Origin of the sequence: Pseudomonas sp. DSP3-2-3, from assembly GCF_049898225.1 — a bacterium.
GTDB lineage: Bacteria > Pseudomonadota > Gammaproteobacteria > Pseudomonadales > Pseudomonadaceae > Aquipseudomonas.
In genome coordinates this window covers 125131-137986 of sequence record NZ_JAFCXH010000013.1, presented here as the reverse complement: position 1 = coordinate 137986, position 12856 = coordinate 125131, and the positions used below count along the sequence as shown (strand labels likewise).

At 60.7% G+C, this 12856-nt stretch carries 10 protein-coding genes; 1 reads left to right on the top strand and 9 read right to left on the bottom strand.

Annotation, left to right across the window (positions count from 1 at the left end; translation table 11 throughout):
* Window positions 1–64 precede the first annotated feature (64 nt).
* The 9 genes from ACP7E4_RS16805 to ACP7E4_RS16765 all read right to left on the bottom strand — a co-directional run bounded on the left by ACP7E4_RS16805 (window position 65) and on the right by ACP7E4_RS16765 (window position 12212).
* The gene (locus tag ACP7E4_RS16805) at window positions 65–2506 is read right to left on the bottom strand and encodes a TonB-dependent siderophore receptor (RefSeq protein WP_426116184.1); all 2442 of its coding nucleotides are present in this window, start codon (window positions 2504–2506) and stop codon (window positions 65–67) included.
* A 101-nt stretch (window positions 2507–2607) separates the two neighbouring features.
* The gene (locus ACP7E4_RS16800) at window positions 2608–3612 is read right to left on the bottom strand and encodes a FecR domain-containing protein (RefSeq protein WP_426116182.1); all 1005 of its coding nucleotides are present in this window, start codon (window positions 3610–3612) and stop codon (window positions 2608–2610) included.
* Window positions 3609–4127 (bottom strand): RNA polymerase sigma factor, encoded by a 519-nt coding sequence (locus ACP7E4_RS16795; RefSeq protein WP_426116180.1) that lies wholly within the window; start codon window positions 4125–4127, stop codon window positions 3609–3611. Before ACP7E4_RS16795 ends, ACP7E4_RS16800 begins: the two co-directional genes overlap by 4 nt.
* 324 nt (window positions 4128–4451) lie before the next feature.
* The gene (locus tag ACP7E4_RS16790; protein ID WP_426116178.1) at window positions 4452–5273 is read right to left on the bottom strand and encodes an electron transfer flavoprotein subunit beta; all 822 of its coding nucleotides are present in this window, start codon (window positions 5271–5273) and stop codon (window positions 4452–4454) included.
* Window positions 5263–6483, bottom strand: a complete 1221-nt coding sequence (locus tag ACP7E4_RS16785; protein ID WP_426116176.1) for an electron transfer flavoprotein subunit alpha/FixB family protein — start codon at window positions 6481–6483, stop codon at window positions 5263–5265. The genes ACP7E4_RS16790 and ACP7E4_RS16785 overlap by 11 nt, the downstream gene beginning before the upstream one ends.
* Window positions 6483–8429 (bottom strand): dimethylglycine demethylation protein DgcB, encoded by a 1947-nt coding sequence (dgcB, locus tag ACP7E4_RS16780; protein ID WP_426116174.1) that lies wholly within the window; start codon window positions 8427–8429, stop codon window positions 6483–6485. Before dgcB ends, ACP7E4_RS16785 begins: the two co-directional genes overlap by 1 nt.
* A 106-nt stretch (window positions 8430–8535) precedes the next feature.
* Window positions 8536–10596: a dimethylglycine demethylation protein DgcA gene (gene dgcA / locus ACP7E4_RS16775; protein WP_426116172.1), complete on the bottom strand. Its 2061-nt coding sequence runs from the start codon at window positions 10594–10596 to the stop codon at window positions 8536–8538.
* Between the two features lie 15 nt (window positions 10597–10611).
* Window positions 10612–11142 (bottom strand): DUF5943 domain-containing protein, encoded by a 531-nt coding sequence (locus tag ACP7E4_RS16770; RefSeq protein ID WP_065831565.1) that lies wholly within the window; start codon window positions 11140–11142, stop codon window positions 10612–10614.
* Between the two features lie 92 nt (window positions 11143–11234).
* Window positions 11235–12212, bottom strand: coding sequence for a dipeptidase (locus ACP7E4_RS16765; protein WP_426116170.1), 978 nt, complete (start codon window positions 12210–12212; stop codon window positions 11235–11237).
* A gap of 229 nt (window positions 12213–12441) precedes the next feature.
* Between ACP7E4_RS16765 and ACP7E4_RS16760 the strand changes: the two genes are divergently transcribed.
* Window positions 12442–12852 carry a lysozyme inhibitor LprI family protein gene (locus tag ACP7E4_RS16760; RefSeq protein ID WP_426116168.1) on the top strand — a complete coding sequence of 137 codons (411 nt, stop codon included), beginning with the start codon at window positions 12442–12444 and terminating at the stop codon, window positions 12850–12852.
* Window positions 12853–12856 lie beyond the last annotated feature (4 nt).

The window sequence follows — 12856 nt, the reverse complement described above, 5'->3', positions numbered from 1 at the left end:
ATTCCAAATGCAAAAGGCCGCCGCACGTGCGGAGGCCCTTGTCTTCACTGGTGAATCCGTTAACTCACCATTTGTAATTGACGCTGGCCAGCACGTTGCGCCGGTCGCCGTAGTAGCAATAGAAGCCGTCACAGGTCGACAGGTATTCCTTGTCGAACACGTTGTTGGCGTTGACTGCGACGCTGACGCCTTTGAGCGAATTGTTCAGGCGACCCAGGTCGTAATGCACGGCGGCATCGTACACGGTATAGGAATCGGTATGGCCGTCTGACTTGTCACGCACATACGCCAGGCTGCCCAGCGCCACGTTGTCGGTTTCGCCGATATAACGCACGCCGAAGCCCAGGCCGAAACCATCGAGCACGCCAGTGTGCCAGGTGTAATCAGCCCAGACTGAGGCCTGGTTTTCCGGGGTCAGCGGCAATGGACGGTTCTTGTCCAATGGATCGCCGACCTTGGTCATCTTGCTGTTGGCGTAGGTGTAGGACGCGGTCAGCTTGAGGTTTTCGTTGACGTTGCCCACCGCTTCCAGCTCGACGCCGCGCACCTGGGCTTCACCCAATGGACGGCTGACGCCGAACGTATCGCTGAGCACGATGTTCTTGCGGGTCAGGTCGTACAGCGCCGCAGTGAACAACATGCTGCTGCCCGGCGGTTGGTACTTGATGCCCAGCTCGTATTGCTTGCCGGTGCTCGGTTCGTAGGCTTCGCTGGTGGCGGTGTTGCCGCCCTGCTCGGCCTGGAACGACTCGGCGTAGGAAATATACGGCGCGAAGCCGGAATCGAACACATAACTCAGCGCCGCGTTGCCGCTGAATGCGCTATCGCTGCGAGTGTCCTTGATCCCGGTCTCATGGAAATCGGTGTCGGTATCCAGCCAGTCCTGACGACCGCCCAGGGTCAGGCGCCAGTTATCCAGAGCGATCTGGTCTTGCAGATACAGGCCGGTGTCGCGGGTTTTCTGGCTGTAGTTCTGGTATGCGGTGTAGGCGACGTTGCTGAAGTCCTGGCCGTAGACCGGATTGATGATGTTGCTGGTCGGCGCGCTGCCATACAGCCATTTGTAGTTGTGGTTGATGCGCTGGTGATCGAGGCCGATCAACAGCGTGTGCTTGAGCACGCCGGTATCGAAGTCGGCCTGGAAGTTGTTGTCCACGGCGAACTGGCTGATGTCTTCGTTGACCACGTTGGCGCCACGCGACAGCGTGCCATCGGCCGCAACCGAACCATAGAAACCACCGGCTGTAATGCCCTGGAACGACAGATCGCTCTTGGTGTAACGCAGGTTCTGCTTGAACTGCCACACGTCATTCAAGCGATGTTCGAAGGCGTAACCCAGCGCGTAATAGGTCTTGTCATAGAACTCCCACTGCGGATCGCCAAGGTTCTTGTGGTATTTCACTTCGCCAGCCGGGGTCGACAGCTTGGTGCCTTCCAGCGGCAGGAACTGGCTGGTGATGCCGGTATCGTCGCGGTTGAACTGGCTGAGGAAGGTCAGCTTGGTGTCCGGGTCGATATTCCAGGTCAGGCTCGGCGCGAGGTTGTAGCGCTTGTCGTCGATATGCTCGACCGACGTGCCGCTGTCACGCACCACGCCGCTGACCCGATATTCGAACACGCCCGCGTCATCAATCGGGCCAGTGCTGTCGAAACTGATCTGTTTGCGGTTGTAGCTGCCGACCTGCGCCTGAATCTCATGACTGGCGGTGTCTTGCGGGCGACGGCTGACCATGTCCAGCATGCCGCCGGGCGGGGTCTGGCCATACACAGAAGAAGCCGGGCCACGCAGAACCGCGACGCGTTCCAGATCCCAGGTTTCCAGCTTGGGCATGACGTACACGCCCTTGGGCAATGGCAGGCCATCGAGGACTTGCGTCGGCTCGAAGCCACGAATCTTCAGCCATTCGGCGCGGCTGTCGCTGCCGTAACTACTGGCGGTTACACCAGGCATGTAGCGCACAGCGTCGTCGAGGTTCTGCACAGCGCGATCAGCCATTTGCTCGCGGGTCGCAACGGAGATCGAACGCGGCGCTTCGAGAATCGGTGTATCGGTCTTGGTGCCTGACGCCGTGCGGGTCGCGGCATAACCGGCCACCGGGCCCCAAGCCGTTTCGCTGGCGACGCCCTGGCCTTGAATGGTGGTTTCCGGCAACGCCACGGTGCCTTCCGGCGCGGCCATCAGGCTGTAGCTGCCGACAGTGCTTTGCACCAGTTGCAAGCCGGTGCCGCGCAGCGCCTGACGCAACGCGCCGGTAGCGTCGAATTGGCCCTGAACCTGCGACGAAGTACGCCCGGAAGCCAGCGATGGATCCACCGCCAGGGTCAGACCAGCCTGACTGGCGATCTGATTCAGCGCCGAAGACAACGGCCCCGCAGGCAGGTTGTAAGCGCGCATGCTCGATGCCTGTTCTGCGGCGATCAAATAGGTGCTGGCCAGCGGTGTGGTCAGGGCGATCGCCACAGCCAACAGGCTGGGTCGCAAAAGGGTTTCAAGCGTGCGGGACATATTCGGCTCCTGGATGGAAACGGTTCTCAATGTCTATGTGCCGAACGAAATTCAGAAAGTGATAGGGCCAATCGAAAATAATTGTGATTAAGATTAGTGTTTCAAAGTTTTGCAGGTGCCGCCAGATCGTTTTTCGGGTCTTTGCCCGTGACGGTGACCCACCAATGGGTGTGCTGCTCGATCTGCACCGGCAAGGCTGGCGTCAACGCCTTGAGCGCCAGATCGGTGTTGTTCAGCGGGAAACTGCCGGTGATGCGCAAGTCGGCCACTTCCGGCGCAACGCCCAGATGGCCGGCGCGGTAACGGCCCAGTTCAGCCACCAGATCGGCCAGACGCGCGTTTTCCACCACCAGCATGCCGCGCGTCCAGGCATCCGCGCCGGGCTTGAGGGCCAGCATCGGGCCGAGGCCGTCGCGGCTCATGAACATTTGCTGACCTTCGCGCAGTATCTGCTCGCGTGTGTCGTGGGGAGTTTGCGCGGCAACTGCTGATTGCAACACGCTCAGCAGCGTGCCGTCGCTTTCACGGCGGACCAGAAACCGCGTGCCCAGCGCGCGCATTTGCCCATCGCGGGTTTCCACGATAAACGGGCGCGGGTCGTCGTGGCTGCCGGTTTCGACGAGGATTTCGCCGTCCTGCAGGATGACGCGGCGCTGCTTGGCGTCGAAACGCACATCGATGGCGCTGTGGGTGTTGAGACGGATCAGGGTGTTGTCGGCCAGCCGCACGCTGCGTTGTTCGCCGGTGCCGGTGCGTTGGTCCGCAAGCCAGTAATCCAGCGGCAGATAACGCTCGCCGACGAACAATGCCAGGCCGCAGGCCAGCAACACACTGGCCAATCCGCCACCCAACTTGCGCAGCTGTTGACGCGCGGTGCCGTGGGATTGCAGCAAGGCTTTGCGTGCAGGCCCCTTCTGGGCAGTAAAGCGCTGATCGAGCAGACCCAGCTGCATCCAGGCGCGCGCATGTTCTTCGTTGGCCGCTATCCATCTGGCGAACGCTTCGCGCTCGGCTTCGCTGCCATTGCCTCGGTCCAGACACAACTGCCAAGAGATGGCGGCATCCAGAACAGGGGCCGAAACCGGTTGGGAGTTGAAGCTGCTCATAGAGGCTGGCCGTACAACGCCACGTAACATTGGCGAATGCCTTGAGCCAGATATTGCCGAACCCGTGGCACGGAAACCCCCAGTCGCTCGGCGATCTCGCCGTGGGTCAGGCCGTCCAGGCGGTTATACAGAAACGCCGCCCGCGCCTTGCTCGACAGTTTGCCGAGTAAACGGTCGATGGCCTTGAGGTCTTCGAGGATCAGGTGTTGCTCTTCCAGGGACGGCTGCTCGGCTTCGGGGATCAGCATCAATTCGTTGAGGTACGCCTGTTCAAGCGCAGCACGACGGAAGTAGTCGAATAGCAGGCCCTTGGCGACCGCTACCAGAAAAGCGCGAGGCTCATTGGGCGTTCGCAACTCTTCGCGACCCAGCAGCCGGACGAAGGTGTCCTGACTCAGATCCTCCGCACGCTGCGGGCAGGCAACGTTGCGCCGCAGCCAGGCCAACAGCCAGCCACGGTGGTCGCGATACAACGCGCCAACGATCTCACTTTGAGTGCTTTGGGCTGATGACACGAACGACCCCGAAGAATTGCATTAACTAACGAGAATTATTCGCGATTGTGTCAGAGCCAGAGAATGCTGGCAATTAGCGCTTGTCGGTTGGGATCTGCTGTAGGCACAAACGTGTTCGCGAATGGGTTCACCGGCTGACCATCCAGCGATTGACCTGACGCTTTCGCGAGCAAGCTCGGCTCCCACCAATCCTGTGCGTGCGCTGCAAACTGTGGGAGCGAGTTTGCTCGCGAAGAAGCCGGTGCCCGCAGCAAATCTCTGCCAGACACACAGACGCCTTCCCGGATAAATCCGGTCCCACGGGGTTTTTGTTGATTCCAAGGGTTAGCGAACCACACCCTCTTCAATCAACAACTTGAGAATCGCTTCGGCGCCTTCTTGGGGGGAAACACCTTTGAGCACTTGCCCGCCGCCTCCGCTGGCCTTGGCCGTCGCGGCCTTCATGCGATCGGCGCCGCTTTTGGCCTTGATCACTTTCAGGCGTTTGGGACGCGATTTGGCCGGTTGCAGCGATGAGCCGGTGAGCAGCTCATCCGTCACGATTTCGACGTGTTCAACATCAAGACCGCCGCGTTGCGCCGGGCCGTAGGCGCTTTGCCGGGGTTTGGGCGCAGCGTTATCCACGGTTGCGAGAAACGGCAGACGCACTTTCAAGCGCCGCCGTTGCCCGCGAGGCAAGGCTTGCAGCACCTGTGCGACGCCATTGCTGACGGATTCCACTTCTGCCATGCCGACCACCAACGGCCAACCGAGGTTTTCCGCCAACAGGAACGGCAGCATGCCCGAGCCTTCGCCGGTTTCCGCCTGGCTGCCGGTAAGCACCATCTGCACGCCAGACTCACGAATGTAATCAGTCAGCGCGGGCAGCGCGTCGGCATTTTCCGGTTGTTCCAGCACATGCAGTTCATCCAGGCCCATGCCCAGATAAGCGCGCAAAGCGGGCTCTTCGGCGTTGCCGGCATGCAGCACGTGCAGGTTGGTACCGGCCAGTTGCAGACCCAGCTCGACGGCGCGGGCGTCCTGTTCGGCGCGGCGGGCTCGACCGGAAGTCGGGTGCGCGCCAATGGACACCAGGCTGATGACGTGCAAAGTGGTTTTATCCACAGGCAGGCTGTTGTTGGTTGCAGCAATAGGCTCAGGCCGCATCTCGTTTTGCTCCATTGCGCCAGATTTCGACCGCTGCGATCAGCGCTTTGAGAATCTCCGCGCTTTCGCCAATCACCGACAAATCCGCACGCTTGATCATGTCGCAACCCGGATCGAGATTGATCGCCACGACTTTATCGCAGGCGCCAATGCCTTGCAGATGCTGGATCGCGCCGGAAATGCCGACTGCCACATACACCCGCGCAGTAACCCATGTACCGCTGGCGCCGACCTGCCGATCACGGGCCATGAAGCCGTCGTCCACCGCGACCCGCGAAGCACCTTCAGTCGCGCCGAGGGCCGCAGCGGTCTGGTGAAACAGGTTCCAGTCCTTGACGCCGTTGCCGCCGGAGAAAATAAACTCGGCCTCGGCCATGGGGATCACCGCCGGATCAACCGCGACCGCGCCCAGGTCTTCGATACGCGACAGGCTGCGCGCCACGGCTGTGGATAACTCAACCGGCAGCGCTTCGTGACGGGTTTCGCTGACCGGCTCGGCGCATTCGACACCGGCCAGAATCAGCCGCGCCAATGACCTGGCCAGGTCCTCGCGGCCCGCACCAGCACGGCCGATGCACTGGTTATCGGTCACTTGCCAGACCCGCGTCGCCGGGCGCTCGCCCAGACTGGCCGCAAAACGACGACCCAGCTCACCGCCGCCACTGCGGCTGTCCGGCAGCAACCAATGGCGCGGGCTGAACTGGTTATCCACAGCCCGCAGGCCCTGAACCCGCTGTTCCGGCGAATAACCGCTGAATTCCGCGCCATCCAGCACCAGCAGACGATCAACGCCCGCCGTGGTGAAGGTGGTTTCCTTGTGTTCGCCGAATACCACGGCCAGCACCGCGCCAGTCTGTCCGGCCAGCTGATGGGCCAGACCGAGCAGATCGCGGTCATGCGCACTCAGGCGTCCGCCGACCATGTCCGGCACCACGCTTATATAGAAAGCCGGTTCGAGGACTTGATGCAGCGGCAACTGGACTTCGGCAGCCGCTGAGCGTTTGACCACCCCGCCTTGCTGCGCGCCGCTGCGGTCAATGCGCTTGATGCCGTTAGGCCCGATGAAGCCAATGCCGTGCACATTTTTGCGCATCAGCCCGTTCGGCCCCATCCAGCTGCTTTGGGTCGGCTGCATGGCCGCGTGCAATGGATGCAGGCGGTTGCGGGCGATCCATTCGGCGCGGGGGTCGCGTCTAATAATGTCGCTCATTAATGCACCTCCGCAGGTTCACGTTTGATCGGCGCAGGCTTGCTGGGGATAACTTCGTCCAACAACGCATCGGCGACCAGTTCGGCGATGTCTTTGATCAGCGGACGCGGCTCGACCACGCCTTCAAGCATCGCCGTGCATTGCGGACAGCCCACGGCCACCAGTTCGGCGCCGGTTTCGCGGATGTCTTCCATGCGCATGTCGGGAATCCGCTGTTTGCCGGGAATGTCCGTGATCGGCGCGCCGCCGCCACCGCCGCAGCAACGCGAGCGGAAACCGGAACGCTGCATTTCCTTGATCTCGATGCCCAGCGCACGCAGCACATCACGCGGCGCTTCGTACTCGCCGTTGTAGCGGCCCAGATAACAAGGATCGTGATAGGTCACGCTGCTGCCTTTGTGCTGACCCAGATTCAGCGCGCCGTCCTGGATCAGTTCGGCCATATAGGTGCTGTGGTGCTGCACGAGGTAGTTGCCGTCGAACGCGCCGTACTCGTTTTTCAGCACATGGAAACTGTGCGGGTCGCAGGTGACGATGCGCTTGAAGCGGTATTTGGCCAAGGTCTGAATGTTGCGTCTGGCGAGCATCTGGAAAGTCGCTTCGTCGCCCAGACGGCGAGCCACGTCGCCGCTGTCGCGCTCTTCCAGACCGAGTACGGCAAAGTCCACTTTCGCGGCTTTGAGGACTTTGACGAAAGCGCGCAAGGTGCGCTGGTTACGCATGTCGAACGCACCGTCACCGACCCAGAACAGCACGTCGACAGATTGCCTGTCGCTGAGCAGATTGAGGTTCAAATCCGCCGCCCAGTTCATCCGCCCACCCGGCGCGAAACCGCCGGGATTGTCGGTGGCAATCAGGTTTTCCAGGACTTCGGCGCCCTTGTTCGGGGTCGCGCCTTTTTCCAGAGTCAGATGGCGGCGCATGTCGACGATGGCGTCCACGTGCTCGATCATCATCGGGCATTCTTCGACGCAAGCGCGGCACGTGGTGCAGGACCACAAGGTCTCGGCATCCACCAGACCGTTGACGATGGGTTGATGAGGATTGCCGCCGTGCTGGCCGATTTCCTTACCCGGATACGCGCTGCCGGCGAAGTTCGCATCAGTGCCGCCCGCCAGACCGACGACCATGTCTTGAATGAGCTTTTTCGGGTTCAGCGGCTGACCGGCTGCGAACGCCGGGCACGCGGCTTCGCACTTGCCGCATTGCACGCAGGCGTCAAAACCGAGCAGTTGGTTCCAGGTGAAATCCTTGGGTTTCTCCACGCCCAGCGGCGCGGTCTTGTCGTTCAGGTCCAACGGTTTGAGGCCGGTGGAACGACCGCCGCCAAAACGCTCGGCGCGACGGTGCCAGGCCAGGTGCAGAGCGCCCGCAAAAGCGTGCTTCATCGGCCCGCCCCAGGTCATGCCGAGGAACAATTCGCACACACCCCACAGCACGCCAACGCCGAGAATCGCAGCCAATACCCAGCCGCCGAAGTTTTCCGGAAGGATGCCCGCCACCGGCAAGGTCAGCAGGAAGAAGCTCGCCGAGAATGCCAGCAGGCTTTTCGGCAAGCGCATCCACGGGCCTTTGGACAGCCGCGCAGGCGGATTGAGTCGGCGCAGAAACATAAAGATCGCGCCGCCGAACATCACCGCCGAAGCCGCCAACAGGGCAAAGCCGAGAATGCGGTTATGCAGGCCGAAACCGTGCACCAGAATCGCCAGCGCAATGGAAGCCACCGCGCCGCCAGCCGTGGCCACGTGGGTGTTGGCGATGTATTTATCGCGAGCCACCACATGGTGCAGATCGACCATGTAGCGTTTGGGCATGGCCAGCAGGCCGCCGAGCAGATCGACTGCCGAGGCTCGGCCGTTGCGCCAGAGCATCATCCGCCGCACAGCGCCGAGGACAGCAAGGCCCAAGGCAGCGAATAGCAGGATGGGAAGAAGGGTGTTTAGCATTGAGGTGCCCTCAAGCTACAAGCTTCTAGCTTCAAGCCACAAGAAAGACCAGCTACAACGGCTGTGCTTTAACTTGCAGCTTGAGGCTTGTAGCTTGTAGCTGCCGTTAGAAATCCTTGCAGAGACGCAAGCCGTCATAGATCGCGGCATGGGTATTACGCTGCGCCACGCAATCGCCGATGCGGAACAACAAGTACCCGTCACCCGGCTCGCTCAGACATGGCTGCGGCTGGATGGCGAACAAGGCTTCGATGTCGATCTGGCCCTTGTTGCGCGAGGCTTCCTTGAGGGCGTAGTAGATTTCTTCATCCGGGCGCACGCCGTTTTCGACGACCACCTGATCCACCACCCGCTCCTCTTTGGCACCGGTGTATTCGTTCTCCAGCACCGCCACCAGCTTGTCGCCTTCGCGGTAGACCTTTTCCAGCATCATGTCGCCGGTCATGATCACTTCCTTGGGGTACATGCTGCGGTAATACGTCGGGAACGACGTGCCGCCAACGGCAACGCCCGGCTTGATATCGTCGGTGACGATCTCGACCTGGCAACCCTTGTCCGCGAGGAAGTCGGCGGTAGACATGCCGGTGAATTCGCAAATGGTGTCGTAGACCAGCACGTTCTTGCCCGGCGCAACCTTGCCGTCGAGGATGTCCCAGCTGCTGACCACCAAACCTTCAGCCGCACCCCAGTGTTCGTTCTGTTCCAGGAACGGATGACCGCCCACCGCCAGCACCACGATATCCGGGCGCAGATCGAGGATGGTCGCCGCGTCGGCAGCCGTGCCCAGACGCAAATCGACTTTCAGGCGTGCCAGTTCCAGCTGGAACCAGCGGGTGATACCGGCGATCTGGTCACGCTGCGGCGCTTTCGAAGCCGTGGTGATTTGCCCGCCGATGAATTCCTTCTTCTCGAACAGCGTCACGTCATGGCCACGCTCGGCCGAAACCCGGGCCGCTTCCATGCCTGCAGGACCGGCACCGACCACCACAACCTTGCGCTTCACGCCGGTGGATTTCTCGATAATGTGCGGCACGCCCATGTATTCACGGGATGTCGCGGCGTTCTGGATGCACAGCACGTCCAGGCCTTGATACTGGCGGTCGATGCAGTAGTTGGCGCCGACGCATTGTTTGATCTGGTCGATCTGGCCCATCTTGATCTTCGCGATCAGGTGCGGATCGGCGATGTGGGCGCGGGTCATGCCGACCATATCGACGTAACCGCCTTCGAGAATCCGCGTGGCCTGATTCGGGTCCTTGATGTTCTGCGCGTGCAGAACTGGCGCCTTGACCACTTCCTTGATGCCGGCCGCCAGATGCAGGAACGGCTCCGGTGGATAACTCATGTTCGGGATGACGTTGGCCAGGGTGTTGTGGGTGTCGCAACCCGAGCCCACGACGCCAATGAAGTCGATCATGCCGGTATCGTCGTAATACTTGGCGATTTGCTTCATGTCTTCATGGCTCAAGCCATCGGGATGGAACTCGTCGCCGCACAGACGCAGGCCAACGCAGAAATCAGGACCGACTTCCTTGCGCACGGCCTTGATCACTTCCAGACCAAAACGCATGCGATTTTCGAAACTGCCGCCCCACTCGTCGGTACGCTTGTTGACGCGCGGACTCCAGAACTGGTCGATCATATGCTGGTGCACGGCGGACAACTCGACGCCATCCAGGCCACCGGCCTTGGCCCGCGCGGCTGCGCTGGCGTAGTTGCCGATTACGCGCCAGATTTCTTCCGGCTCGATGGTCTTGCAGGTCGCGCGGTGTACCGGCTCGCGGATGCCCGACGGCGACAGCAAGGTCGGCCAGTGATCGCCATCCCAGCGGGAACGACGGCCCATGTGGGTAATCTGGATCATGATCTTGGCGCCGTGCTTGTGCATGGCGTCAGCGAGATTCTGGAAGTGCGGGATGATCTTGTCGGTCGCCAGGTTGACCGATTTCCACCAGCCTTGCGGGCTATCGATAGCGACGCTTGACGAGCCGCCGCAGATCGCCAGGCCGATGCCGCCCTTGGCTTTCTCTTCGTAGTACTTCACGTAGCGGTCGGTGGTCATGCCGCCATCGGTCGCGTAGACCTCGGCATGGGCCGTGCTCAATACGCGGTTGCGGATAGTGAGCTTGCCGATTTGAATCGGCTGGAACATCGCTTCGAAAGCCATTTTGCGTACCTCGACTTACAACGGCTTGACGATAAACAGGCCGTCGTCGTGACCTTCTTCCGAACCGCCGTAAACCTGCTCGGCCACGGTGCGGATCGAACTGCCCTTGGCGGCGAGAATCTGGTCCATGGCACCGGCGAACCAGCCGGTGAACATGTAATCGACCTTGCGACCGACCTTGCCGTAGACGTACACGAAGCACGAGTGTTCAAGCTTGATGCTGGCGGTGCCTTTTTCCAGGTCGATGTCCTGGATCTTGAACAGGCCCCAGCCGCGCTGCGACAGACGTTTCATGTAGTGTTCGAACACCGCAACGCCTTCCAGGCCGTGGCATTCGGCTTCTTTTTCACACCAGTGCCAGGCGGATTTGTAGCCAGCCTTGTAGAGAATTTCGGCGTAGGCATCAGCGCCCAACACTTCTTCGATGCCCATGTGGTTATTGACGAAAAAGTGGCGCGGCACGTAGAGCATCGGCAATGCATCGGAGGTCCAGACACCGGTTTCGCTGTCGACTTCGATAGGCAGTTGCGGGGCGATTTTAGCCATGGGGTCAAACTCCAGAAATTCGGGGGTAGCCCACTGCGAAACTGGCAGTGGGGTGTTCAATTCATCGAGGGTTGCGGTCTGGCGTCGGCGGGTTATTCGCCCCAGACGTCTTTTAAAACGTTAACCCAGTTTTCGCCCATGATCTTGCGCACCACGCGCTCCGGATGGCCGCGTCTGAGCAGGGTTTCGGTCAGGTTCGGGAACTCGCCCACGGTGCGGATCCCCAGCGGGTTGATGATCTTGCCGAAGCTGGTCAGGCGCCGCGCGTAGCCCTTGTCGTGGGTCAGGTATTCGAAGAAGTCCTGGCCGTGACCCTGGGTGAAGTCGGTGCCGATGCCGATGGAATCTTCACCGACGATGTTCATCACGTATTCGATGGCTTCCGCGTAGTCGTCGATGGTGGAGTCGATGCCTTTGGCGAGGAACGGCGCGAACATGGTCACGCCGACGAAACCGCCGTGATCGGCGATGAACTTCAGCTCTTCGTCAGACTTGTTGCGCGGATGCTCTTTGAGGCCGGACGGCAGGCAGTGCGAATAGCAGACCGGTTTTTTCGATTCGAGGATGACTTCTTCGGACGTCTTGGAACCCACGTGGGACAGGTCGCACATGACACCGACGCGGTTCATTTCGGCGACGATTTCGCGGCCGAAACCGGACAGTCCGCCATCTCGCTCGTAGCAACCGGTGCCGACCAGGTTCTGGGTGTTGTAGCACATCTGCACAATACCGACGCCCAGCTGCTTGAAGACCTCGACGTAGCCGATCTGGTCTTCATACGCATGAGCATTCTGGAAGCCGAAGAGGATGCCGGTCTTGCCCTGTTCCTTGGCCTTGCGGATGTCGGCAGTGGTGCGCACCGGCATGACCAGGTCGCTGTTCTCGCGCATCAGTTTCTGGCTGGTGCAGATGCTGTTGATGGTGGCCTGGAACCCTTCCCATACCGAGACTGTGCAGTTGGCCATGGTCAGGCCGCCCTTGCGCATGTCTTCAAACAGCTCACGGTTCCACTTGGCAATGATCAGCCCGTCAATAACGATGCTGTCGGCGTGCAGTTCGGCTGGGCTCATCAGGCTGTCCCCTTATAGGTGCTTGCGCGCCGAAACGTGTGTCGGCGCTATTGGGGCCAGCATATGCCGGAGGGTCAGGCGAGCCGGGTGCAAAAACGACAGGGGGCTTGCCGAAAGCGTCAAGAAACGACAAAGGGCGACAGGACGCCGCTGCCGTCTGTGCCGCAAACCTGTTCTTTGCCTCGCGCATGGGCCAGAATTCAACGCATCAATGGATCGGAGCGACTCGATGAAAACGGTTTTCCTGACTTTGGCTCTTCTGGCGACTGGCATTACTGGCGCTCACGCGGCTACAAACCCCGATGCAACGCCTTGCGATGGCGTAGACGAGGACAAGCAGACCCTTGAATGCTCGAAATACAGCCGCGAGACCGCCGAGCAGCTGCTCAACGAGAATTTCCAGAATCTGTTGCAGCGGGTGCAAACCCAATTTGGTGCCAACAAGGCGCAATTCGACTATTTCACCGGCAAGCTCAAGACCGCCCAGCAAGCCTGGCAAAAACTGCGCGACGCTGACTGCGCCGTGGAAGTCTTCCCGGCCGCCGCTGGCAGCAAGGCATTCACCATTGCCGAGAATGACTGCCTGGCGCGTATGAGCGATGAGCGCTCGGAATACCTGGAGTCGATTGCCCAGGAATGATGTT